The organism is uncultured Hymenobacter sp. (assembly GCF_964243305.1).
Taxonomy (GTDB): domain Bacteria; phylum Bacteroidota; class Bacteroidia; order Cytophagales; family Hymenobacteraceae; genus Hymenobacter.
This window is the reverse complement of record NZ_CAXTEF010000013.1, coordinates 15,714-38,428: the sequence shown is the minus strand read 5'-3', so window position 1 is coordinate 38,428 and position 22,715 is coordinate 15,714. Positions and strand designations below refer to the sequence as shown.

Annotated in this window: 17 protein-coding genes; 10 read left to right on the top strand and 7 right to left on the bottom strand. The window is 66.5% G+C overall.

Going from position 1 to position 22,715, the window contains the following annotated elements; genetic code table 11:
- Nucleotides 1-7: 7 nt before the first annotated feature.
- The 4 genes from ACFE70_RS09750 to ACFE70_RS09735 form a co-directional block, all read right to left on the bottom strand.
- Nucleotides 8-2,410 (bottom strand): beta-glucosidase, encoded by a 2,403-nt coding sequence (locus tag ACFE70_RS09750; protein WP_375417546.1) that lies wholly within the window; start codon nt 2,408-2,410, stop codon nt 8-10.
- Nucleotides 2,411-2,604: 194 nt separating this feature from the next.
- Nucleotides 2,605-5,064 carry a PAS domain S-box protein gene (locus ACFE70_RS09745; protein ID WP_375417545.1) on the bottom strand — a complete coding sequence of 820 codons (2,460 nt, stop codon included), beginning with the start codon at nt 5,062-5,064 and terminating at the stop codon, nt 2,605-2,607.
- A gap of 118 nt (nt 5,065-5,182) precedes the next feature.
- Nucleotides 5,183-5,623: a hypothetical protein gene (locus ACFE70_RS09740; RefSeq protein WP_375417544.1), complete on the bottom strand. Its 441-nt coding sequence runs from the start codon at nt 5,621-5,623 to the stop codon at nt 5,183-5,185.
- 903 nt (nt 5,624-6,526) lie between these two features.
- Nucleotides 6,527-9,652 carry a CheR family methyltransferase gene (locus ACFE70_RS09735; RefSeq protein WP_375417543.1) on the bottom strand — a complete coding sequence of 1,042 codons (3,126 nt, stop codon included), beginning with the start codon at nt 9,650-9,652 and terminating at the stop codon, nt 6,527-6,529.
- A 241-nt stretch (nt 9,653-9,893) separates the two neighbouring features.
- Here ACFE70_RS09735 and ACFE70_RS09730 point away from each other — a divergent pair, with 241 nt between their 5' ends.
- The 6 genes from ACFE70_RS09730 to ACFE70_RS09705 all read left to right on the top strand — a co-directional run bounded on the left by ACFE70_RS09730 (nt 9,894) and on the right by ACFE70_RS09705 (nt 15,477).
- Nucleotides 9,894-11,090 (top strand): chemotaxis protein CheB, encoded by a 1,197-nt coding sequence (locus ACFE70_RS09730; RefSeq protein ID WP_375417542.1) that lies wholly within the window; start codon nt 9,894-9,896, stop codon nt 11,088-11,090.
- 182 nt (nt 11,091-11,272) lie between these two features.
- Nucleotides 11,273-11,488, top strand: coding sequence for a KGG domain-containing protein (locus ACFE70_RS09725; RefSeq protein WP_375417541.1), 216 nt, complete (start codon nt 11,273-11,275; stop codon nt 11,486-11,488).
- A gap of 316 nt (nt 11,489-11,804) precedes the next feature.
- On the top strand, nt 11,805-12,050 hold the full coding sequence (locus tag ACFE70_RS09720) for a hypothetical protein (RefSeq protein WP_375417540.1): 246 nt from the start codon (nt 11,805-11,807) through the stop codon (nt 12,048-12,050).
- Nucleotides 12,051-12,222: 172 nt separating this feature from the next.
- Nucleotides 12,223-12,498 carry a hypothetical protein gene (locus ACFE70_RS09715; protein WP_375417539.1) on the top strand — a complete coding sequence of 92 codons (276 nt, stop codon included), beginning with the start codon at nt 12,223-12,225 and terminating at the stop codon, nt 12,496-12,498.
- 625 nt (nt 12,499-13,123) lie between these two features.
- Nucleotides 13,124-13,501, top strand: a complete 378-nt coding sequence (locus ACFE70_RS09710; RefSeq protein ID WP_375417538.1) for a DoxX family protein — start codon at nt 13,124-13,126, stop codon at nt 13,499-13,501.
- Between the two features lie 194 nt (nt 13,502-13,695).
- On the top strand, nt 13,696-15,477 hold the full coding sequence (locus ACFE70_RS09705; RefSeq protein ID WP_375417537.1) for an ABC transporter ATP-binding protein: 1,782 nt from the start codon (nt 13,696-13,698) through the stop codon (nt 15,475-15,477).
- A 153-nt stretch (nt 15,478-15,630) separates the two neighbouring features.
- Here the strand turns inward: ACFE70_RS09705 and ACFE70_RS09700 are convergent, their stop codons facing one another.
- Complete coding sequence (locus ACFE70_RS09700; protein ID WP_375417536.1) at nt 15,631-16,443, bottom strand: polyphosphate kinase 2 family protein; 813 nt, start codon at nt 16,441-16,443, stop codon at nt 15,631-15,633.
- A gap of 348 nt (nt 16,444-16,791) precedes the next feature.
- Between ACFE70_RS09700 and ACFE70_RS09695 the strand changes: the two genes are divergently transcribed.
- Nucleotides 16,792-17,733: a membrane-binding protein gene (locus ACFE70_RS09695; protein WP_375417535.1), complete on the top strand. Its 942-nt coding sequence runs from the start codon at nt 16,792-16,794 to the stop codon at nt 17,731-17,733.
- A gap of 167 nt (nt 17,734-17,900) precedes the next feature.
- Entirely contained in the window at nt 17,901-18,749 is an 849-nt protein-coding gene (mutM, locus tag ACFE70_RS09690; protein ID WP_375417534.1) for a DNA-formamidopyrimidine glycosylase, read from the top strand.
- 40 nt (nt 18,750-18,789) lie between these two features.
- Here mutM and ACFE70_RS09685 read toward each other — a convergent pair whose 3' ends face one another.
- Nucleotides 18,790-19,839, bottom strand: coding sequence for an SDR family NAD(P)-dependent oxidoreductase (locus tag ACFE70_RS09685; protein ID WP_375417533.1), 1,050 nt, complete (start codon nt 19,837-19,839; stop codon nt 18,790-18,792).
- A 165-nt stretch (nt 19,840-20,004) separates the two neighbouring features.
- Between ACFE70_RS09685 and ACFE70_RS09680 the strand changes: the two genes are divergently transcribed.
- Both ACFE70_RS09680 and ACFE70_RS09675 read left to right on the top strand, forming a co-directional pair.
- Nucleotides 20,005-20,538 carry a hypothetical protein gene (locus tag ACFE70_RS09680; RefSeq protein ID WP_375417532.1) on the top strand — a complete coding sequence of 178 codons (534 nt, stop codon included), beginning with the start codon at nt 20,005-20,007 and terminating at the stop codon, nt 20,536-20,538.
- A 179-nt stretch (nt 20,539-20,717) separates the two neighbouring features.
- A complete protein-coding gene (locus tag ACFE70_RS09675; RefSeq protein WP_375417531.1) occupies nt 20,718-21,761 on the top strand; it encodes a bile acid:sodium symporter family protein in 1,044 nt (347 codons plus the stop codon).
- A gap of 84 nt (nt 21,762-21,845) precedes the next feature.
- On the opposite strand, the gene ACFE70_RS09670 is transcribed toward ACFE70_RS09675, so the two are convergent.
- Complete coding sequence (locus tag ACFE70_RS09670) at nt 21,846-22,559, bottom strand: dienelactone hydrolase family protein (RefSeq protein WP_375417530.1); 714 nt, start codon at nt 22,557-22,559, stop codon at nt 21,846-21,848.
- Nucleotides 22,560-22,715: the final 156 nt, after the last annotated feature.

Below are 22,715 nucleotides of genomic sequence, written 5' to 3'. Positions count from 1 at the left end.
CTGCTACTTACTTTTTTGCTGGTTTCAGCTCAGCAAACTGCACCTGCGGCGTGACCAGCTTGCGGCTTTTTTCCACTACTAACTGCTTGGGCAGCTGAAAGACCGCTTTCTGCTTGATATTCAGCGACGACGCGCCGGCCTTCACCAAGTAGGTACCCGCGTCGGCCACCCAGGCCGAGGTTGCGGTGTTGAACGAAGCCAAGTCGGCGGCCGTCAGGGTGAACGTGAGCGTCTGTGACTGGCCGGGCCGGAGCAGGCTGGTTTTTGCGAAGGCTTTCAGCTCGCTTTCGGGCTTGTCGAGCCGGCCAGCGGGCGCACTCACGTAGAGTTGCACCACCTCGCGGCCCGCCACGTTGCCGGTGTTGGTGAGCGTGAGCGTGGCGGTCATTTTGCCGCTGAAAACCGGCGCGCTCAGCTTGAGCGGGCCATAGCCAAACGTGGTGTAGCTCAGGCCGTAGCCGAACTCATAGGCAGGCTTGACTTTGAAGGTGTTGTAGTAGCGGTAGCCGACGTAGATGCCTTCCGAATACGTGTTGTCCGCATCCTGTCCGCCCATGAAGTTGGTGGGCGGCGCGGCGCCCGGCCGCACCTTGCCGGGGAAGTCGGCGCCGTAGGGCACGTCCTCGTACTTGACTGGGAAGGTGGTGGCCAGCTTGCCCGACGGGTTGACTTGGCCGCTGAGCACGTCGGCCACGGCGTGGCCGCCTTCCTGGCCGGGCTGCCAGGCCAGCAGCAGGGCGTCGGCCTGCTCGCGCCAGCTGGCGACTTCAATCACGCCGCCCACGTTGAGTACCACAATCACCTTCTTGCCCGCCGCATGAAACGCCGTGCTCACTTGCTTCAACAGGGTTTGCTCGGCGGCGGTGAGGGTGAAGTCGTCGGCTACTTTGCGGTCGCCGCCCTCGCCGGCGCTGCGGCCGATGCTGAGCACGGCCACGTCGTTGGCCTGGGCCTGGGCTTGCAGCTGGGCGGCGTCGGGCACCAGCTCGGCGATAACCGGCACGGGGTCAAACGGGCTGGTTTTGGGCAGGCGGGCTTTTTCGGCTTGCAGGTACTGGGTGTAGCGCTGGCGCAGCGACGCCTCGACGGCGAAGCCGGCATCGGCCAGGCCCTGGGCCACGGAGATGCTGTAGGCCTTGCTCACGTTGCCGCTGCCGGTGCCGCCCGCAATCAGGTTGTAGGCCGCCGTGCCGTACACGGCCACCTTGCGCCCGGCAGGCAGGGGTAGGGCGGCGCCCTCGTTGCGCAAGAGCACCACGCTTTCGGCGGCGGCCTGGCGGGCTACTTCGGCATCGGCCTTCAGGGCGGGCTGATTGCTGTATTTGTCGCCTTTAAAGGTGGGCGACTTGAGTACCAGCGCCAGCACGCGGGCTACGTTGGCATCGAGCTGGGCCGGGGTGAGCTGGCCGCTTTTCAGGGCCGCGCGCAGGGCTTCCAGCTGGTTGAGGGTGCCAGGCATGAGCAGGTCGTTGCCGGCCTGGAGCTGGGCTACGGCGTTTTTGCCGCCCCACCAGTCGGTCATTACCAGACCTTTAAAGTTAAACTCATCGCGCAAAATGCTCGTGAGCAGGTCGCGGCTTTCGGAGGTGTAGGTGCCATTGACCAGGTTGTAGGACGACATCACCGTCCAGGGCTGCGAGCGTTTCACGGCGATGCCGAAGCCCTTCAGATAAGTCTCGCGCAGGGCCCGCTCGCTCACGTTGGAATTGAGCTTGAGGCGGTTGAACTCCTGGTTATTGGCCGCGTAATGCTTGATGGACGTGCCCACGCCATTCGATTCAATCCCATTGACGAAGGCCGCCGCCATGTGGCCGGCCACCACGGGGTCTTCGGAATAATACTCGAAGTTGCGCCCGCCCAGCGGGTTGCGGTGGATGTTCAGGCCCGGCGCCAGCAGCACGTCGATGCCGTAGGCGCGCACCTCGCTGCCGAAAGCCACGCCCACCCGGTGCACCAGCGTCGTGTCCCAGCTCGACGCCAGCAGCGTGGCCACCGGGAAGGCCGTGGCGTAGTAGGTTCTGGTGCTGTCGCCGCCCCGAATTGGGTCGATGCGCACCCCGGCCGGGCCGTCGGAAAGGGTGAGCTGCGGGATGCCCAGCCGCGGCACGGCGTGGGTGCGGCCGGCTGCGCCGGGCACTTTCTGCGGCGTCTTGTCCTCGGCGGGATTGCCAGCCAGTGACTCCGGCCCGGGGGCGCCGGTCGGGTAGCCGACGCCAACCACGAGCCGGATTTTCTCCTCCGGCGTGAGGGCGGCCAGAATTTCTTTCAGCGGCGCCTGGCCCAGCTGCGGGGCGCGCGGGGCCTGCGCCGCCGCCAGCACGGTGCCGGCCAGCAGCACCGCGCCGGTGAGCGGGCCGCAGCGCCGCAGACGTTTCGAGCCGGCGGCAAAAAAAGTTGAGTGGGTAGGCATTGGCGAAAGCGAGGGGGGGTAGGAAACTCGGGGGTGGGGCTGCTAAGTGAGGAAGGGGCGCGCTTCCTTTTTGGTGGCGCTTAACGCAGCCTACGAAACATAGAACGGCAATGCGGCGGCGCCCCTCTCGCCGGGCTGCACCGGCCCGCCGGGCGGCCGGGTGCCCCGCCAGTGACGGCGCTTTCACTACGCCTTCACAGCGGCAGCTCGACGGCGATGGCCGTGCCCTGGCCGGGCCGCGAGTCCAGCCGCAGGCGGCCGTCGAGCAGCTCGACGCGGTGGCGGATGCTGCGCAGGCCGCTGCCACCGCCCAGGGGGAGTGGTTCGGCGGGGTCGAAGCCGCGGCCGTCGTCCTGCATGAGCAGGTGCAGCTCGGCGGGCGGGCCGGCCAGCAGCGTCACGTGCAGGTTGGCCTCGCGGGCCTGCGCGTGCTTGATGACGTTGTTGAGCAGCTCCTGGGCAATGCGGTAGGCGGCCATCTCCACGGCCGGGGGCAGGCGCTGGGCGCCCAGCCCGTGCAGGTGCAGGCGCAGGCGCAGGGCCTCGCGCGGCAGGCGCTTGGCCAGCTCTTGCAGGGCGGTGGCCAGCCCGAAATCATTGAGCACGCCCGGCGTCAGCTCGAAGGAGATGGTGCGCGTGGCCCGGATGGCCTCGTCGAGCAGGGGCAGCGCCCGGCGGACGGCCACGTCCGGCGGCCCCGCCAAGGTCAGCTTGGCGGCGTAGAGCAGCTGCCCCAGGCCGTTGTGCAGGCTCTCGGCGATGCGGCGGCGTTCGGCTTCCTGGGCTTCGAGCGTGGCGCCCAGCACCTGCTGCTGCTGGGCGTGCTGCTGGGCACGCTGCTGGCGCAGGCTTTCCTCGCGCAGGTGCTCGCGCTCGGTCACATCAATAGAAAACACTACCACCCGCTGCCGCTGCTCGTCGAAAAAGCCGTAGTGCTGGTAGTAGGCCGGCTCGCCGCGCAGCTCGGTGCGGCTCACGAAGCTGAGCGGGCCGCCGGCGTGCAGCTCATACAAGGCCGGCGCCAGGGCCGGAAACACGTCCTCAATCTGGGCGCCGGCGCAGGTGTTGTCGGCGATGCCAAGCCGGCGCAGGCCCTGGCCGGCCAGCTCCAGGTAGCGGCCTTCGGGGGTAATCTGGCTTAGCACCACGGGCAGGTTATGAAGCAGACGGTCGAGCAGGCGGTTTTTATAATTCAGTTCCTCCTCGGTCTGGTGCCGGGCCGTCACGTCGCGCACCAGGCCCGTGAAGCTGGCCGACTCGCCGTCCGGCCCGGCGGGCTCCAGCCGGCCCCTCACCTGGAGGTAGAGCAGCTCGCCGTCGGGCCGGTAGTAGCGGTGCTCCATCTCGATGGGCGTTTGCTCGCGCAGGGCCCGCTCCACGCCCGCCAGCAGCAGCGGCAGGTCGTCGGGGTGAACGCCCCGGTCGGTTTCGCTCAGCGGCAGCGGCTCCGGCTGTCCGGCCCACCCCAGGATACTCCAGGTGCGGGCGTCGCCCTCAAACAGCCCCGTGCGCAGGTCGCGCCGCCACACCCCCGACTCCGTGGCGGCCAGCGCCAGCTGCTGGCGCGCCTCGCTGGCTTGCAGCTGCTCGCGGGCCGCGCGCTGGGCCGTGATGTCGCGGACGGCCATCTGCATCAGTGACTGCGGCCCGATGACCACGGGCGCGGCCGTTATTTCCAGCCACTGGGGCTGGCCGGCCGCATCCTGCCGGTACCACTCGAAGCGGCTCCAGCCCTGGTGCCGGGCCGCCGCCAGGTGCTCGGGCATCTTCTCGCCCGAGCGGCGCCCATCGGGCTGCCGCTCGGGCGAGAAGATGTCCACGGGCTGGCCGTGCAGCTGACTTTTATCGGTCAGGCCAAAGAGGCGCAGCGCGGCAGCGTTGCCATCCACGAAGCGGTCATTATCAATCAGCAGCATCCCATCGGGGCTTTGCTCGAACAGGCTGCGGAAGCGGGCGGCGCTGGCTTCCCGCTCGGCGGTGGCCGCGTGGCGGGCCGCCAGCGCCGCCAGCTCGGTGGTGGCTTCGTGGCGGGCCGTGCTGTCGAGCAGAGCCAGCCGCACGCGCGCGGCGGGCGCCGATGCGGGGTGGGCACCCGCCGGGAGGCCGGCCGGCTCGGCGGCGCGCAGGGCCTCGAGCTGCGCGAAGAACAGCGTGCCATCCTCGCGCAGCAGGCGCAGCTCGCAGCTCAGGCTGTGCTCGGCGGCTTGGGCCTGGGTTAGAAAGCCGTGGAACGCGGGCCGGTCGGCGGGCGCCACGAACAAGGCCAGGCGGCGCCCTTCCAGGCGCTGGCGGCTGGTGCCCAGCAGGCGGGCGGCGCTCAGGTTAAGCTGCTCAATGAGGCCGGCCGCGCTGAGCGTGACGTAGCCCACGGGCGCGAAATCATACAAATCGACGTACTGGGCCCGCGCCTGCTGGACCTCGGCCTGGGCCAGCAGCAGCTCCTCGTTCTGCATTTCCAGCTCAATCTGGTGAATTTGCAGCTCCTGCACCAGGCGCTGCAGCTCGTCGGGCGACTGCCCCTGGACGGGCTGCGTGACGAGGTGGCGGCGCTGCTCGGCGCGCTGGCGCAGGGCCAGCAGCGCCGCCGCCGACTCGCTGGCGGGGAGGGCGCGGGGGGCATCGGCTCCGTGAGGGGGGGGTAGGGATTCGGCCATTATTTCCGAAAGTAAGGCCTGGCCGCCTACCCACCCAACCTTGCGGCGCCAACCGGCCCTTTTCCGGCCCCTTTTCCGGCCGGCCGGGCAGCCCGGCGCGGCACGGGCTGAGCAGCCCTCAGGCCCCCTGCCGCACCAGCGGCTGCGGGTGCCGCTGGCACTGGCGCAGCCACTCTTCGGCCTCGGCCAGCCGGTGGAAGATTTGCAGGTCCAGCCCGTTGGGCAGCGGCCGGGGGCACGAGCGGCTGATGATATCGGTGCGCGTGTCGGCCTGCACCACGTGGGCCACGTAGCGCAGGCCCAGGCGCTGGGCGTGGGGCAGCCAGGCGTGCTCCAGCCAGTCGAGCGAGTCAAACCAGGGGCCCTCCAGGGCCAGGTTGTCGTTGAGCAGGCAGGAGCAGTGGAAGGGCGCCACGCGGGCCAGGTACGACTCGGCCCCGCGCATGGCTTCCAGGTAGTCGACGTAGCCGCTCCAGGTGGCCCGCAGCCACTGGTTATGTTCCTCAAAAACCAGGCGGCACCGGCTGCCGTCGGTGTCTGATAGCGAATGAATCAGCATCGGAAAAAGAAGTAGGGGTAGGAGAATAGATGCAGGAAAAGGATTTAATAATGAAGCTGTTTAGGAAGTCGAAAGACGGTCCTGCTTTATCTAGCGTCCGCTTGTCGCAGCATCGCTACCGCTTCGTTGAACAACCCCAACGAAGCGGTAGCGATGCTGCGACAAGCTCCGCAGGACATGCTAAATTGGTTTTTAGGACTTCCTAAACAGCTTCAATCAGTAAGCAGTAACTAGCGGCCCTAAATATAGCGGGTATAGTGTATTAGGAGCGGGTGCCGGCGCCGCCGCCAGGGCACCAACGCGGCAAGGCAGCGCCGGCCCGGCCCGGCTCCGCCAGCCGGCGAGCAGGGAAAATACCGGCCGCGGCCGCGCCGACGCGAACACGAGAAAGAGGCACGCCGGAGCCGGAGCGTTTAGCTGGTGCGAAGACAAGGGCTTGATAATTAATTAGTTTCTCAGGAGAAAGCCCAGCCGATAGTCGAGTATGCCAAGGCGTTTTTATTCCTGATTCATGGGCCGGAAGCCCGCGCGCCGGAGCCGGGCCGGGCGCGCGGAGTTCAGCGCCCACCTTTCAAACCTGCAAAAGTTTCCCGGCATATTACCCCGCCCCGCCCCGGCTTTTCTGGCTCGTCCGTGTGCCCATGACTCGCGACTCCTGTCCCGCCGCCCACCAATTTATTTGCTTACCGCTTATTTGCTTATTCCGCTGCGCCGCCGCGCACGCTGCCTGGTTTCATCGGTGAAATGGGGGCGCCGGGAAGCCGGAAAGCCCCGGCGGGGCAACCCAAACTATTCGCGCCGGACGCGCGCAGCCAGTTGGGTCGCCCCGCCGGGGCTTTGCTCACCGGGAAGGGGGTAGGGACTTCTACCAATGGGTCGCCCCGCCTCCCCACCCATTAATCACTAGTCCCTACCCCCGTCGCCCGACTCCAGGCCCAGCAGCACCCCGGCAGCCTGGCCGTCTTCGGCGGCGGGCAGGCGGCGGGCGTAGAGGCGCAGGCGGTGGGGACTGGCCGACTCGAAGTCGGCGGCCGGGGGCAGGCCGTTCAGTTCGGTGGGGCCGGTGGGGTCGAGCAGGCTGAGCAGCTGCTGGTGCAGGGTCGGCGGCTGCCAGGCCCCGCCGTTGAGGGCGGCCAGCGGCTGGCCCTGGGCGGCGCCCGCGTCGAGCGCAAACAAGGCGGCAAACGCCGGGTTCAGGGCCAGCACGCGCAGGCTGGCGTCGAGGGCCAGCAGGGGCTCGCGCGCGGCCGCCACAATGCCTTCGGCCAGGCGCACGCTGGTTTGCAGGCGGCCTTCGAGCTGCTTGAGCTGGTTGATTTCGGTGAAGGTGATGATGGCCCCGCTGATGTAGTTGTCGAGGGTGCGGTAGGGCACGATGCGCAGGGCAAACCACTCGCCGGCCGTGGTTTGGATTTGGCTTTCGTGGGCCACGAGGCGGTCGAGCACCTGCCGGGTTTCGGCCAGCAGGGGGCTGTGGCGCAGGCTGGGCGCGAAGTGGGCCAGCGGCCGGCCCTCGTCGCCGGGCGCCAGGTTGATGATGCGGGCCACGGCGGCCGTGAAACGCTTTATGACCAGCTCATTATCGACGAAGAGAATGGCGATTTCGGTGGCGTCGAGCAGGTTTTTGAGGTCGAGGGCCGCCACCTGGCCCAGCTCCTCGCTCTTGGTCTGGTATTCCAGGTTGAGGGTCATCAGCTCCTCATTGAGGCTCTGCATTTCCTCCTTGTTGGTCATGGTCTCCTCGTTGGTGCTTTGCAGCTCCTCGTTGGCCGACTGCAACTCCTCGTTGGTGCTTTTCAGCTCCTCCAGGCCGCCTTCCATCTCCTCGATGGTGGTTTGCAGGCGGTGCTTGGTGAAGCTCAACTCCTTGTCCAGGGCCGTCACCAGGGCGTCGCGCTCCGGCTCGGCGGGGGCGGTGCCGGCCGGGCGCCGGGCGCGGCGGGGGGGGGTAGGCTGGTCTTCGAAGGTGATGAGCAGCAGGCCGGCCAGGGCGTCGGGCTCGCGCAGGTAGCGCACGTGCAGGCGCAGGAGCTGCGGGCCGGCGTCGGTTTGCACCCGCACGCCGTCGAGCTGCACGTCGGCGCGCTCCTGGGCGGCGCGGTGCACGGCCGTGCTCAGCTCGAAGTTGAGCCCCTCGCGGGCCATGTCGAGCAGGTTAAGCGTGCCCAGGCCGGGGGCCGGCTCCAGGTAGCGGCCGGTGCGCCCGTGCACGAACATGATTTCGCCCTTGGCATTGACCACGACGGCCGGCGGGGCATAGTGCAGCAGCAGGCGCTGCTGCACCAGGGTGGCGAAGGTGCCGCCCTCGCGGCGCGGGCGGGCGGTGGTGGCAGGGGAGTGCATGGCAGAAGTCAGGGCCGTGGCCGGCGAAGGCAGGGTGGCAGAAAGCGGAAAGAAGCTGCTGAGCGGCTGCAGCGGGACGGGCAGCTCGGCGCGGCGCGCGATTTTCCATTTCGCGTCCAGGGGCGTGAACAACTCGCTCAGCCCACCGATGCTCTCGCTGGGCCCCAGAAACAGCAGGCCGCCCGGTTGCAGGGCGTAGTGAAACACGGGCAGCAGGTTGCGCTGCAACTCGGCACTGAGGTAGATGAGCAGGTTGCGGCACACCAGCAGGTCGAGCTTGGTGAAGGGCGGGTCGCGGTTGAGGTTGTGCACGGCGAAAATCACCATTTGGCGCAGCTCTTTCTTGATTTGGTAGCCGCCCCCGGGCGTTTTGGTGAAGTAAGCCAGCAGCCGGGCCGGGCTCACGTCGCCCTCGATGTTGGCGGGGTAGCGGCCGTGGCGGGCGGCGTCCACGCCTTCGGGGTTGAGGTCGGTGGCGAAAAGCTGAAAGCGCAGCGGATGCCGGGGGCGCAGCTCGGCCGCGGTTTCGTGCAGCAGCATGGCCAGCGAGTAGGTTTCCTCGCCCGTCGAGCAGCCCGGCGCCCAGACCCGGATGGTGGTGCCCGCCGGCCGCTGGCTCAGCAGCTCGCGCAGGTGGCCGCGCAGCGCCTCGAAGGCTTCGGCGTCGCGGAAAAACTTGGTGACGCCAATCAGCAGCTCCTTGAAGAGCAGGGCCACCTCGGGCGGGTTTTCCTGCAAGTAGCGCACGTAGTGGCCGAACTCCTGAATCTGGTGCGAGTTCATACGCCGCTCGATGCGCCGCAGCATCGTGTTGCGCTTGTAGAGGCTGAAGTCGTGGCCCGACTGCTGGCGGATAAGCACGAATATCTTTTGCAGGGCGTGGGCCGGGCGGGCGCCCACGGGCTGGCCCTCGCCCGTGCCGACGCCCTGCAAGCCGGCCGGTGGCGCATCGGGCGGGCGGGCGGCGCGGCGCGGCAGGCGCTGCTGCTCCAGGCGGGCCACGTAGTCGAGCAGCTGGGCCGGCATCAGCTCCGGGGCCAGCACGAAATCGACGAACTCGGTGGTTAGCGCCGCGCGCGGCATACTGTCGCAGGCGGCCGTGGCCGGGTCCTGCACCATCACCATGCCGAAGTTTTCCATCACCAGCTTCAGGCCCAGCGCCCCATCCGAGCCCGCGCCCGACAGAATGACGCACACGGCCCGCTCGCGGGCGTCCTTGGCCAGGCTCTGAAAAAAGAAGTCGATGGGCAGGCGCTGGGCGGCGGGCAGCGTGGGCGGCAGCAGCACGAACGTGCCGTGCAAGAGGCTCAGCTCCTGGCCCGGCGGGGCCACGTACACGTGATTGACTTGCAGGGCCAGGCCGTCGGTGGCCTCCTGCACCGGCAGCTTGGTGAAGCCGCGCAGCACCTCGGGCAGGGCGCTGGGCACCTCGGCCAGCAGGTGCTGCACCACCACCACGGCCAGCCCGCACGTAGCCGGCAGCTGCCGGAAAAACCGCTCATACGCTTCCAGCGCCCCCGCCGAGCCGCCCAGCGCCACCACCGGAAACGTGACGGGCGCATCGGCGCGCAGGCGCCGCCCCGGCACCACCTCCGGTAGTTCGGGGACGGCGGCGGGGGTAGAGCTGGCTACCGCCGGGCTGAGATTCGGGCGGGCGGGAGCAGCGGGAGAGGTTTGAACGGCCATGCGGCGGCGGAAGGGGGGGTAGGGAAACGGCCAGCCGCCGCCCTGAGCCGGAGCGCGGCGGCAGCGCCGCCTGCCCCGACGGTGCCCGGCGAGCCCACCGGGATTTAGGGTGGCGGCCAGCTGCCGGGCCTTCTTCAGGCACTGCCTTGCTCGCGACCGGGTAATGCTCAAAGTTAGTCCCGGCCGGGCGTAATCTCGTAGGAGTATCAGCGGCCCCTGCTGCTCGCGTTCTATTTCCGCCATGCTCCCTGACCCCTCCCCTGCTTCGGCTTCTGCGGCCCCTACCCCCCACCTGGCCGCCGACGCAGCGCCGCGGGCGGCGCCGGGCGCGCTCATTGTCGTGGGCACCTCGGCCGGCGGGATGCCCGCCCTCATCGACCTGGTGCAGCAGCTGCCCGCCGGGCTGCCCGCCGCCGTGCTGGTGGTGCAGCACCTGGCCCCCGACCAGCGCGCCGAATACCTGGTGGCCCGCCTGGGCCAGCACACCGGCCTGAGTTGCCGCCAGGCCCGGCACGGCGAGCGCCTGCAAGCGGGCTGCCTCTACCTGGCCCCGCCCGACCGCCACCTGCTGGTGGGCGACAGCGGCCAGCTGCTGGTGACCAAAGGCCCCCACGAAAACGGCTACCGCCCCGCCGCTGACACCCTGTTTCGCTCGGCGGCTGTGGCCTACGGGCCGCGCGTGGTGGGCGTGGTGCTGACCGGAATGCTGCACGACGGCACGGCCGGCCTCGACTACATTAAGCGCTGCGGGGGCCGGGCCGTGGTGCAGGACCCCGCCGACGCCGAGTTTCCGAGTATGCCCGAGAGCGCCCTGCGCCACGTGGCCGTCGACTACGTGGTGCCCGTGAGCAGCATGGGGCCGCTGCTGCGCGAAATGGCCCTCAACCCGCCCGCCGCCCCGCCCGGTGCCGGGACTATTCCGGATGATTTAAGAGTTGAAGCCAACATTGCCGAACGCATCGTGGGAACCATCGAAGAAGTAAACCAGCTGGGCCATCCGGCCTCCATCACCTGCCCCGACTGCGGGGGCTCGCTCTGGGAGCTGAAGGCCGGCAACGTGCTGCGCTACCGCTGCCACACCGGCCACGCCTTCACGGCCCAGGCCCTGCTCGAAAGCGGCCAGCACCTGCTCGAGGAAAGCCTCTGGGTGGCGCTGCGCCAGCTGGAAGAGCGCCGCAATCTGCTCAGCAGCATGGCCACCCGTGGCGAGGGGCCCTACAGCGTGCAGCAGCAGGAGCGCATCGCCGAAATCAAGACCCACATCAACCGCCTGCGCGAGTTTCTGCTCAACGGCACGTCCGGCCCCAGCAATGCTAGCGCCAACGGCACCGCGCCCGAGGCCAACGGCTTCGCGCCCGGCGCCAATGGCCATTCCCTACCCCCCTCCGACCCGGCAACTGGCCCGCTGACGACCGGCGGTCCGGCTCATAATTCGTAGGTGGCAGGCTAGCTCCGCAATAGCCGCAAGCTCAGCTACGTAATGCCCGCAGAGCTGCTCGGTAGAAGGTGGTATTTTAAGATTAAAAGGGAGTTTTTCAAGCTGATGGGACAGCCGCGAGTCCGGCCGGGCCGTTGGAGGGAGTGTTCAACTTATTCACCCTTTTCAAGCCAATACACTTCATGAAACTTACTTCCTCCCAGCAGGCGGTTGCTACCCCCGCCAAGCGCGGCTTCGCCGCCATGAGTCCCGAGACCCAGCGCCGCATCGCCAGCGAAGGCGGCCGGGCCTCGCACGAGAGTGGCCGCGCCCACAAGTGGACCTCGGAGTCGGCTCGCGACGCCGGCCGCAAGGGCGGCCAGGCCCGCGCCAGCGCCGCGTCGGGCACCCTGCGCTAAGCTAGCGGCCCGTAACTACTTGTTTCAGCCCGCTGGTGCGACTTCTGGTCGCGCCAGCGGGCTGAACTCTTTTCAGCCGGGTAGTCGTCGGCTTCGCTTGGTGAGGCTCCGGAGGCCGCGCCGGCGGGCGCTGGCGGCAGCACACTAATAGCGAACAAGCGAAATACGTATTTAACGCCGGTAAAAATCCTGTTTTTTACGGATATAATACCGGTGATAGGGTAGAGATATTTGTAGGCTGAGCTGAGGGAGCTTGCCTCATAAACCGGTCTGTTTGGACAGTACGCGCTGCGCTATCTTTTTCCCTGATTCAGCTATGACACCGCAGGATTTTTACGCCGCCGGCTTTCAGCTGTGCCCCCAGCCACCACTTTGCTGGCGGCAGGAGATGGGCACCTTTTACACCCGAATGCAGGCGCAAGGCACTGCCTATGTGCGCCACCTGACCGGCACGTCCGGCGAGGTGGAGGCCTTCGTGGGCGACTGGGCCCGGCCCTGGACCTACTGGTACTGCTGGGGCTACGAGCCCACGCTCAAGCAGCTGCTGCGCCGCCTGAGCTGAGCGGTGCGCGCCGGAGCCCTCCAGCCGCTATAAAACGAATAGCTGTACCCGAAAAATACCCATTTTCAGGTATAATTATTTGCATAATTACTTGTAGATTTGCAACACCTTCACAGTCAGGCGCGACTGCTGCCCGCGCCAACCCATCGGTTTCTATTTTTTCGCGTTGGCCATGACCCCCGAACAGCTCACTGCCGCCGGCTTCCAGCCTTGCACGTCCTCGCCCGGCCCCTACTGGCCCGGCGATGCCTTCGCGCCGCTTTACGTGCGCTTGCAGGGGCCGGGCCAGCCGGCTATCTACGTGCTGTGCCCGCTGGAGCGCCCCGATGAGGTTGTGGCCTTCGTGGGCGACTGGGCCCGGCCGCAGCGCTACTGCCAGGGCGTGGTGCTGAGCATGGAGCAGCTGCTGCGGCAGCTCGGCCTGGAAGAGGCCGTGCTGGTCGCCTAGCGGGTTTCCTACCCCCTTCCCTTTCGCGTTTGGCGCCAAAGAGCCGCGTGGCCGAACCACACGGGCATCGCCGGCTGCTTCGGCTCGCTGGCTTCTCCGCCAGCGCCTGCTTCCTACCCCCCTTCAGCAACTCAGGCCCTGCCAGACGCCCGTCGGGGCTGTGGCGTGGCCTGATGGCGGGATAGCTGTTCGCCCGTCTGGGCAGGGCAGCTGCCTGGCGAACAGCGGGCGCCGCCGGGCCTTGCCGGCTTGCCCAAAACTGGCTGCCCGGTCTCGCCAGGGAGAGCAGCGGGCAGCCAGCGTCGGGGGCTGGGGGCCGGCTCTCCACCACGATACCCGGCCCCAATACGGTTCGGCCCGCCCCAGCGGGTGCGGCACGACCACTACAAAGAACGCCCTCCTAAAAGGCCGGCGAAATACCCGTTTTCCGGTATTTTGCCGGTGTTTTTTAATTTAAGCTCCGAATCTTTCGGCGGAGCTTTCCCAGACTCGCCGCCCGCGCAGGCGCCTCTGATGGCCGGTGGCGGCCGGCCCCAGCCAAAAAAACGCGCTCAAAACGACTGGCCGCAAAACATCAGGGAGGTAATTTCCGTCTTTCAACCTCATCATCTACTTCCTACTACCCATGAATATTCGCAATATCATCGCCTGGGTTCTGGCCGTTCTGCTCGCCGTTGTATTCATCAAGTCCGGCTTCGACAAGCTCAGCGACCTGGACAAGACCACGGGTATGTTCGGCAGCATGGGCCTGCCGGGCTGGATGGCTGCCCTCGTCGGTGGGGCCGAGTTGCTCGGCGGCATCGGCCTGCTGGTGCCGCGCACCACGCGCCTGGCCGCGCTGGGCCTGATGGCCATCATGCTGGGCGCCGTCGTGATGCACGCCACCAAGATTCCGGGCGGCATTAGCGGGGGCACGTTCGCCATCGGCCTGCTGGTGGGCCTGGCCATCCTCTACTTCCTGCGCCGCCCCGAGCCGCTGACCACCGACCGCATGGCGGTATAGGTGTGGGAAGGGGGTAGGGATTTCGGCACCCTTTGCCCCGGCCCTTTGTCATCCTCCTAGCCAAACCGGTCATCCTGCGCAGCGCGAGAGACTTTATCACGCTGGAACAACTCGTTGTTGCGACGGTCGTTCCAGCGTGATAAAGTCCTTCGCGCTGCGCAGGATGACTGGTTTTTTACCCTGATTCCTTTCTTATGAAATTGCTTTATTCCTACCTGCGTCATTACTGGAGCCTGCTGGTGCTGGCCCTGGTGCTGGCCGCTATCAACCAGATATTCTCGCTGCTCGACCCCTATATTTTTCGACAAATTGTCGACCGGGTGGTGCCCAAAGTGGGGGCGCCGCGGGTCGAGTTTGCCTTTGGCCCGTTTCTGCAAGTCGCCGGGCCGCTGATTCTGGCCGCGATGGGCGTGGCGATGGTCTCGCGCATTGCCAAGAACTTTCAGGACTATTACGTCAACGTCATCACCCAGCGCTTGGGCGCCGAGCTGTACTCCGATGGCCTGCGCCACTCGCTGGAGCTGCCCTACCAGGTGTTTGAGGACCAGCGCTCGGGCGAGACGCTGGGCAAGCTCCAGAAGGTGCGCACCGACGTCGAGAAGCTCATTGCCTCGTTCGTGAACGTGCTCTTCACGGCGCTCGTCGGCATCGTGTTCGTGATTTGGTACGCGGCCAGCGTTTACTGGCCCATCGCGGCGGTCTATTTTCTCACCATTCCCTCGCTGGGCCTGCTGAGCTACTTTCTGAGCCGCAAAATCAAGGTCATTCAGAAAACCATCGTGGCCGAAACCACGGCCCTGGCCGGCTCCACCACCGAGAGTTTGCGCAACATCGAGCTGATTAAGAGCCTGGGCCTGGCCCAGCAGGAAACCCAGCGCCTGAACGCGACGACGGTCAAAATCCTGAAGCTGGAGCTGCGCAAGGTGCGCTACCTGCGCTCGCTGAGCTTCGTGCAGGGCACGTTCGTGAACCTGCTGCGCAACGTGATTTTGTTTTTGCTGCTCTTCGTGCTGGTGCAGCAGCGCATCACGCTGGGCGAATTTTTCTCGTTCTTCATCTACTCGTTCGCCATTTTTGGGCCCTTGCAGGAGCTGGGCAGCATCATCAGCACCTACCGCGAAACCGAGGCGTCGCTGGCCAATTACCAGGCCATCCTCGACACGCCCCAGGAAGTCAAGCCCGCCCACCCACAGGACATCGGCCGGCTGCAAACCCTGGCTTTCGAGGAGGTCAGCTTCCGGCACCTCACGGCCAACGTGCCGGCCCTGGACGGCATCACCTTCCGGGCCGAGTTGGGCGAAACCATTGCTTTTGTCGGGCCATCGGGCTCCGGAAAAACCACGCTGGTCAAGCTGCTGGTGGGTCTCTACCCCCCCCTGTCCGGCCAAATCCTCTACAACGGCGTCTCCGGCGCGAGGCTGGATTTGGACGTGCTACGCGAGCAAATCGGCTTCGTGACCCAGGACACGCAGCTCTTCGCTGGCACTATCCGCGAAAACCTGCGCTTCGTGGCCCCCAACGCCACCGACGAAGAATGCCTGCGCGCGCTGCATCAGGCAGCGGCCGATACGCTGCTGGCCCGCGCGCCGCTCGGCCTCGACACGGTCATCGGCGAAGGCGGCGTGAAAGTATCGGGCGGCGAAAAGCAGCGCCTGAGCATCGCGCGCGCGCTGCTGCGCCACCCTACCCTCCTGGTTTTCGACGAAGCCACCTCGGCCCTCGACTCGCTCACGGAAGAGGAAATCGGCCGCACCGTGCGGGAGCTGTCGGGCTCGCGCCAGCACGTCACCATCCTCATCGCCCACCGCCTGAGCACCATCCTGCACGCCGACCGCATCTTCGTGCTGGAGCGCGGCCACGTGGCCGAGCAGGGCCGCCACGCCGAGCTGCTGGCCCAAAAAGGCCTCTACTATGCCATGTGGCGCCAGCAGATTGGCGAGCGCAAGGAGCCGGCGGGGGAGTTGGCGGCGGCGTAAACTTCACCCCCGGCCCCCTTTTTAAAAAAGAGTTAAAAGTTAAAAGTGAAGAGTTAAAAAGCAGGCGGTTCTTTTAACTCTTCACTTTTAACTTTTAACTCTTTTTTAAAAAGGGGGCCGGGGGTGAAGTACTCCGTCGGGCGGGCTGATACCTCACTCAATCACCATCGCGCTCACGTCGAACTCGGCGGCTGGCGGCTGCGGATTCATATCTTCTAGCACGGCCACCACGATTTCTGTAATGGCCAAATCCCGCGCCCACTTCTTGTCGGCCGGCACCACAAACCAAGGCGCAGCTGCGGTGCTGCAATTAGCCAGTGCGTCCTGAAACGCGGCCTGGTACTCATCCCACAGGGCGCGCTCCTTGAGGTCGTTGGGGTCAAACTTCCAGCGCTTGGCCGGGTCATCGAGGCGGGCTTGCAGGCGCTCGGCCTGCTCCTCTTTGCTGATGTGCAGGAAGAACTTGAGGATGCGCGTGCCGTTGGCCGTGAGCAGTTCCTCAAACTGGTTGATGTGCTGGTAGCGGGTCGTCCAGACGGGCTTTTCAATCAGCTTGTGCACCCTAGTCACGAGCACGTCCTCGTAGTGCGAGCGGTTGAATACGCCGATGTGGCCCCGCTTGGGCGTCTGGGCGTGGATGCGCCAGAGAAAGTCGTGGGCCAGTTCCTCGTGCGAGGGCGCTTTGAACGAGGCCACCTGCACGCCGGCCGGGTTTACGCCGGTGAGCAGCTTCTCGATGGCGCCGTCTTTGCCGCCGGTGTCGAGGGCCTGAAACACGAGCAGCAGGCTGCGCTGGTGCTCGGCGTAGAGGTTTTCCTGCAAGTCGGCCAGGCGCGGGCGCAGCTTGGCCAGGCGCTTCTCGGCGTCGTCTTTATCCTTGAAGTGCTTGTCGGAATCGGGCTTGATATCGGCTAACTGGAAGTCAGCGTCCGTGACGAGCACGGCGGGCGTAGCGGGGTATTTCATAAGCAGAGGGGATTGGGAATGATAAGCAAAGAGCAACAGCCTGGCCTGCTGCGGGCAGCGCTACGGAGCCCAGGCAGCCTGGCTGGAAAGGTACCGCAAGGAGAGGATTTTAATCGTCAGATTCCCTACCCCCCCCTCCTTGCGCCAGGCAGCCCTGACTGCCGATTTTTCCACCAAGAGCAGCCTTCCAAGGCAGAAACTCGCCCTTTGCCAGCGGCTGGTTTTCTTACGGCAAAACAAACGAAACCGCTGCTTTCCGACGTTCTATAGCCAGCCGCCGGTGCTGCCTGTCGGGCCTGATTCTGGCCTCTGAATTGCATTTAGGCTTCATATTCTTATCTTTTTGCCATGACCTTGCTTCCCGCTTTCCTTCGCCGTTTCGGCGCCGCGCTGCCCCTGGCGGCCCTGTTGTTCGCGGCTGCCCCGGCGGCTACGCAGGCGCAGCCAGCCGCCGCGCCCGGCCCCAGCAATGTGCTGCGCGAAATCACGGACGTGGTGGGCCTCAAGCCCCGCTTTGAGTTGCGCGCCACCACGGAGGTAGAAAATGCCGCCGCCGTCATGTATAACGGCCAGCGCTACCTCTTCTATAACCCCGAATTTTTGGCGGCCGTGAACCGCGCCGGCCGCACCAATTGGGCCGGCATCAGCATCCTGGCGCACGAAATGGGCCACCACCTCAACGGCCACACGCTGCGCGGCGGCGGCTCGCAGCCGGCCGACGAGTTGGAAGCCGACGAGTTTTCGGGCTTCGTGCTGCGCAAGATGGGCGCCAGCCTGGCCCAGTCGCAGGCCGCCCTGGCGGCCGTCGCTACTGATGAAGGCTCGCCCACGCACCCCGGCCGCACCCCGCGCCTGGCGGCCATCGGCGCCGGCTGGCAGCGCGCCGAAGGGCAGCTCGTGGCCAGCGTCCGCCAGCCCCACCCCTCGGCCGCGCCGGTAGCCTTGAGCCGCCCGGCCCGGCAGCCGGCCGAAACCAGCGCGCCCATTGGGGCTAGTGCGCCCCGCCGTCCGGTCGCCAGCGCTGCTTCTACTCCCGTGCAGGTGGTAGGGCAGCTCACCTTCCGCGACCAGCCCGACCAGCCCTACTACCTCACCAGTAACCTGAGCGTGGTGCGCCTCGACGAGGACAGCGAGGAGCCCCGGGCGGCTGAAGTGGTGGGCCGCGTGCGCCGCACCAGCAGCCCCGACTTTCCCTTCGTGCTCGAAGACCGCCAGCAGCGCCACCTCTTCATCACCGCCCGCGGCGACGTGTACAACCAGGCCGGCCAGCGCGTAGCGAAGATGATTTAGGCGCGGCTGGTGCTTCCTTTTCGTCTGTCATGCTGCGCCCCGCGAAGCATCTTATCACCGGAGAACGACGCAGTAACTAATTGTTAGTGCTCGTCCTTATCTAATAAGATGACTCGCGGGCGCAGCATGACAGACATTTTTATTCCCTACCCCCTCCTGCTACCAAGATGCCCGAATTACCCGAAGTTGAAACCTACCGCCGCTTTATTGATGAAATCGCCGTAGGCCAGACCATTGCCGCCGTGCAGGTTAATGATGCCCACGTGCTGGCCCAGCCCGAAGATGAGTTGCGCGCGGCCCTCGCCGGCCGCACCATTACGGGCACCGGGCGGCTGGGCAAAAACTGTTTTCTGCAATTAGATGACGGTCGGGTTTTGGTCTTGCACTTCGGTATGACCGGCGACATTGGCGCCTACCGGGATGAGGCCGACGCCCCGCGTTTCACCCGCGTGGCCCTGCACCTCCAGGATTCCGGCCTCAAGCTCGCCTTCATCGACCCGCGCAAGTTTGGCCGCATCCGCGTGGCCGAGAGCGTGGCCGCGCATCAAAAAGCCAAGAAGCTTGGCCCCGATGCCTTGGCCATCACGGCTGCCGAGCTGCAAGCCAAGCTGGGCCGCCGCAAAGTGGCCATCAAGCCCCTGCTACTCGACCAGGGCATCACGGCCGGGCTGGGCAACTGGATTGTGGATGAGGTCTTGTTTCAGGCCCGGATTCATCCCGAGCGGCCAGCTCTCTCGCTGGTTGAAGCAGAGTTTCAAGTCTTGCACGAGGCTATCCAGCTGGTGCTGACCACGGCCATCAGCCACGAGGCCAACTACCGGCACTTTCCGGCTTCCTTTCTCATTCATGCCCGCGAATGGGATGAGGCCGCCCACGGCACGCCCGGCTCCGACGCCCACAAGTTTTGCCCCCGCCACCCCGAGACGGCTATCGGCAAATACTACGTCGGCGGCCGGGCGACCTACGTGTGCGGCGAGTGCCAGCCAGCGCCGCCACAATTCCCTACCCCCGCTTAGCGCACCGGACACCAACGGGCCCGGAGACGGCGACTCCAGGCTAGTGCCGGCCCGGGCCGTGCTGGTTGTTCTTCTCCGCTTCTATTTTATTCAGGCCCGTGAGCGGCGAGCGGCTCAGGGCCGATTCGCTTTCGTAGCCCTTGCGGCGCTCGTTGCCGGCGCCGCTTTCGCTGGGGCTGGGCAGGGTGCGGTTAAGCCAGCCCAGCACGTCGGTGGTGGTGCCGGGCAGCACACCGTGGAAGGTGGCCAGCAGCTTGGCGGGTAGGGAAAGGATAATTTCGCCGTCGCCGCGGCGGGTGGCGTTCCAGATTTTGCGGGCGGCCTGGTCGGCGCTCATCGTCAGGCCCGGCAGCGAGTCGGCGATGCTGAACACGGCGTACTCCTTCTGGTGCTGGCCCTTGACCAGCGCCTGCCGGGGACTGCCGGTGCGCAGCAGGCCCGGACACACCGTCGTGACGCGAATGCCGTGCTGGCTCAGCTCGGCGCGGAAGCCCTCGGAGAGGCCAGTGAGGGCAAACTTGCTGGCCGAATACGCCGACATGTGCGGCAGCGCCACCTTGCCGCCGAGCGAGGAGATATTGACGATGCGGCCTTCGCCGCGGCGGCGCATGGCCGGCAGCACCGCCTGAATGGCGTGCAGCGGCGCCCAGAAATGGGTGTTCATGCAGTCCTCGAAGTCGCGCACGTCCAGGTTTTCGAGTGGCCCGGCCGTGATGATGCCGGCATTGTTTATCAGCACATCGACGGGGCCCAGGCGGCGTTCGACCTCGCTTACCAGGCTGCGCACCTCCTCGGCCTGCGTGATGTCGCGCGCCAGGGCCAGGATGTGGGTGGCATCGCCGGCCAGCTCGGCCAGCTCCTGGCCTGCGCGCGCCAGCTCGGCCTCATCGCGGGCGCAGATGGCTACGCGGGCGCCTTCGGCCACGGCCTGCCGGGCCAGCACCAGCCCCAGGCCGCGGCTGCCGCCGGTGATAAGCACCACTTTGCCCTGCAAATCATAGCTGCCGCGGCGGTTGCTCCATAGCGTGAAGGCGGCCAGGGCACCGCTCACGCCGGCGGCCAGCAGCCAGTTCTGGTTTGTCTTTTTCATAGGTAAGCTGTATGTAAAGACCGCCCGAAAGGTTACGGCGGACCCGGCGGCGGGCGGCATTATTTTTGGCTGAGCCTGCCTGCACCAAAGCCACCGGCCCGGCGTTTAGCGGCATCGGTGAGGCCCTGAGCTGCCCTGTTCCCTTACTTCGTCTTTTCACTTCTCATGAGATTCTCCCTGCTTTTCGGCCTGCTGGCCCTGAGTGCGCAGCTGGCCGCCGCCCAGGCACCCGCCCGGCCGGCCACGGTCAAGACCAAAACGAAGACCGCCGGCCTGCCCAGCGCCAAGTCCAAGTCGGGCACCGCCTTGGCCACCACCAGGTCCGGTGCTCCTGCCGAGGCCGGTCCTACCCCCTCTCTCGATGATGAGCGCGTCGCCGCCCGCGCCAACGCCCTGACCGACAACATGCGCGCGGCCCTGGCCCTGACGCCCCAGCAAACCGAGAAGGTGCGCACCATCAATACCACGGGCGTGCGCAACGTCGAGCAGGCCCGCCTGCGCTACCGCACCAACCCGCGCAAGCTGCAAGCCTACATCGAAGATGTGGGCTCCTCGCGCCTCTCGGCCCTGAAAGACGTGCTCACGCCCGCCCAGTTCAACAAATATCAGCGCAAGCGCGAAGAGAAAATGGGCCTGCCCAGCGCCCCGGCCACTACCGGCACGGCCGTGCCCGGCCTGCCCGGCGGCGCGGTCGAGTAGCTCACTAAGCTTCCATCAGAAACGGCTCAGCCCCTACCCCCCTTACCGGAGGAATTTACCCTTAACAGCCTGCTTTTCAGCGTCCGGCTTCGGCAGCCGGACGCTTTTTTGCTTCCTGGCTCGTGCGCGGCGGCACCGGCTCGCTCAGCCATGCAGGCGGCGCTTGGCGTATTTGCCGCATGATGCCGCCCGCTGCTCCCATCCCTACCCCCCCTGCCGCCCCCAACCCAACCTCCACTGGCTTCGCGGCACTGCTGACCCGCGCCGGTCTCGACTGGTTTTTGCTGGCCTTGCTGGGCGTGGTGGCCTTGGCCTACTTCGCGCCGGGCCTGGGCAGCCGGGCCAGCGTGGTGCCCTGGAAGGCCATTACTACGGCCGGCGTGGCGCTGGTTTTTTTCTCGTATGGCCTGAAGCTGAGCCTGGAAAAGCTGCGCGCCGGAATGCGCACCTGGCGGCTGCACGCGCTGGTGCAGCTGGCCACGTTCGCGCTTTTTCCGGCGCTAGCGCTGGCGGCCCGGCCGTTTTTTGGGCCCGAAGCCGATACTTTGCTTTGGCCGGGCCTCTTCTTTTTGTGCGCGCTGCCGAGCACGGTTTCCACGTCGGTGGTGATGGTGAGCATCGCGGGCGGCAACCTGCCGGCGGCTATCTTCAACGCCAGCATTTCCAGCCTGCTGGGCATAGCTCTCACACCGCTGCTCACGGGCTGGTTTCTGCACACCACGGCGGCCGGCGGGCAGCTCTGGAGCCTGGCGACGCAACTGCTCTGGCAGGTGGTGCTGCCGGTCGGGCTTGGGATTCTGCTGCACAGCCGCCTGGGCGCCTGGGCCGAGCGCCACCGCGCCGGCCTGCGCATCTTCGACCAGCTCACCATCCTGCTCATCGTGTTCACGGCCTTTTGCGAGTCGTTTGCCGAGGGCATCTTCCACCGCTACCAGCCCGCCGACGTGGCCTGGCTGGGCCTGGGCCTGACGGGTTTATACCTGCTGGTTGTCGCCCTCATCTGGGGCCTGAGCCGCCTGCTGGGCCTGCCGCGGGCCGACCAAATGGTGGCCGTGTTCTGCGGCTCCAAAAAGTCGCTCGTCCACGGCAGCGTGATGGCGAGCTTGCTGTTTCCGGCCAGCGCCGCCACGGGCCTGATTCTGCTGCCGCTCATGCTCTACCACGCCCTGCAAATCATTCTGGCCAGCAGCATGGCGCAGTACCTGGGCCGCCAGAACCAGTAGCGCGGACTTTAGCTGCGCTGTCCTTCGGTTGTAGTCCGCGAGTGAACAAGCTTAATGGTGCACTCGCGGACTACAGGGCCCGCGCTACTTGCTGCCCAGCTTCTCCTGAAAAAAGGCCAGCGTCAGCGCCCAGGCCTCCTGGGCGGCCTGCGGGTGGTAGCTAGGGCGCTCATCACAGTGAAAGCCGTGGTCGGCGTAAGAGATGACAGTGTTGATAAAGGGCTTGCCGGCCGCCTCCACCGCGGCCACGACCTCGGCTACGTGCGCTTGGCTGATGTGCTGGTCGAGCCCGCCCCAGAAGAACAGGTGCGGCGCGTGCAACTCGGCGGCGCGGTCTTTTAGCAGCTGCGTGCCACCGCCGTAGTACGAGACGGCCGCCGCGAGCGGCAGCACCGCATTCGCCAGAAACGACACCCGCCCACCCAGGCAAAACCCCACGCTGCCGATTTTATCGGCCACCACCTGGGACTGCGCACTCAGCCAACCGTGAGCGGCTTGCAAGTCGGCGGTCAGCCCCTCCACCGAAATGGCCTGGAAGTGCGGCATGGCGCTGGCAAAGTCGGAATAAGGAATTTCCAGCCCCGGCGCGGCCGTGCGGTGAAACAGCTCCGGCGCAATGACGGCGTAGCCGGCCGCCGCCAGCCGGTCGGCCACGCTGCGGATGTGCTGGTTCACGCCGAAGGCCTCTTGGAGTAGAATAATGCCCGGCGCCGGGCCCGCCGCGGCGGGAAATACGGTGTAGGCGCGCATGTCGGGGGCGCTGGCTACGGGCAGGGAAACGAAGTTCTGGTCGCTCATGGAGGAGGGAAGTGGGGCAAGAAGTTGGATGCCTAACAGCTGAGCCGGCGATTGTTCATGGTGCGGGCGGCGTCCCAGCTCCCGCCTGCTTCGCCTTCCAATTCCCTACCCCCCTTCCGCGGCTCGAACCGGAACCGGCGGCGGGCGGTTCTAGCG

Excerpts from the sequence above, each read along its gene's own strand:
- ACFE70_RS09675 (WP_375417531.1), top strand. The coding sequence starts at position 20,718 with ATGATGCCGCCCGCTGCTCCCATCCCTACCCCCCCTGCCGCCCCCAAC.
- ACFE70_RS09715 (WP_375417539.1), top strand. The coding sequence starts at position 12,223 with ATGACCCCCGAACAGCTCACTGCCGCCGGCTTCCAGCCTTGCACGTCC.
- ACFE70_RS09750 (WP_375417546.1), bottom strand. The coding sequence starts at position 2,410 with ATGCCTACCCACTCAACTTTTTTTGCCGCCGGCTCGAAACGTCTGCGG.
- ACFE70_RS09670 (WP_375417530.1), bottom strand. The coding sequence starts at position 22,559 with ATGAGCGACCAGAACTTCGTTTCCCTGCCCGTAGCCAGCGCCCCCGAC.
- ACFE70_RS09685 (WP_375417533.1), bottom strand. The coding sequence starts at position 19,839 with ATGAAAAAGACAAACCAGAACTGGCTGCTGGCCGCCGGCGTGAGCGGT.
- ACFE70_RS09735 (WP_375417543.1), bottom strand. The coding sequence starts at position 9,652 with ATGGCCGTTCAAACCTCTCCCGCTGCTCCCGCCCGCCCGAATCTCAGC.
- ACFE70_RS09730 (WP_375417542.1), top strand. The coding sequence starts at position 9,894 with ATGCTCCCTGACCCCTCCCCTGCTTCGGCTTCTGCGGCCCCTACCCCC.
- ACFE70_RS09705 (WP_375417537.1), top strand. The coding sequence starts at position 13,696 with ATGAAATTGCTTTATTCCTACCTGCGTCATTACTGGAGCCTGCTGGTG.
- ACFE70_RS09745 (WP_375417545.1), bottom strand. The coding sequence starts at position 5,064 with ATGGCCGAATCCCTACCCCCCCCTCACGGAGCCGATGCCCCCCGCGCC.
- ACFE70_RS09700 (WP_375417536.1), bottom strand. The coding sequence starts at position 16,443 with ATGAAATACCCCGCTACGCCCGCCGTGCTCGTCACGGACGCTGACTTC.
- ACFE70_RS09720 (WP_375417540.1), top strand. The coding sequence starts at position 11,805 with ATGACACCGCAGGATTTTTACGCCGCCGGCTTTCAGCTGTGCCCCCAG.
- ACFE70_RS09680 (WP_375417532.1), top strand. The coding sequence starts at position 20,005 with ATGAGATTCTCCCTGCTTTTCGGCCTGCTGGCCCTGAGTGCGCAGCTG.
- ACFE70_RS09740 (WP_375417544.1), bottom strand. The coding sequence starts at position 5,623 with ATGCTGATTCATTCGCTATCAGACACCGACGGCAGCCGGTGCCGCCTG.
- ACFE70_RS09710 (WP_375417538.1), top strand. The coding sequence starts at position 13,124 with ATGAATATTCGCAATATCATCGCCTGGGTTCTGGCCGTTCTGCTCGCC.
- ACFE70_RS09725 (WP_375417541.1), top strand. The coding sequence starts at position 11,273 with ATGAAACTTACTTCCTCCCAGCAGGCGGTTGCTACCCCCGCCAAGCGC.
- mutM (WP_375417534.1), top strand. The coding sequence starts at position 17,901 with ATGCCCGAATTACCCGAAGTTGAAACCTACCGCCGCTTTATTGATGAA.
- ACFE70_RS09695 (WP_375417535.1), top strand. The coding sequence starts at position 16,792 with ATGACCTTGCTTCCCGCTTTCCTTCGCCGTTTCGGCGCCGCGCTGCCC.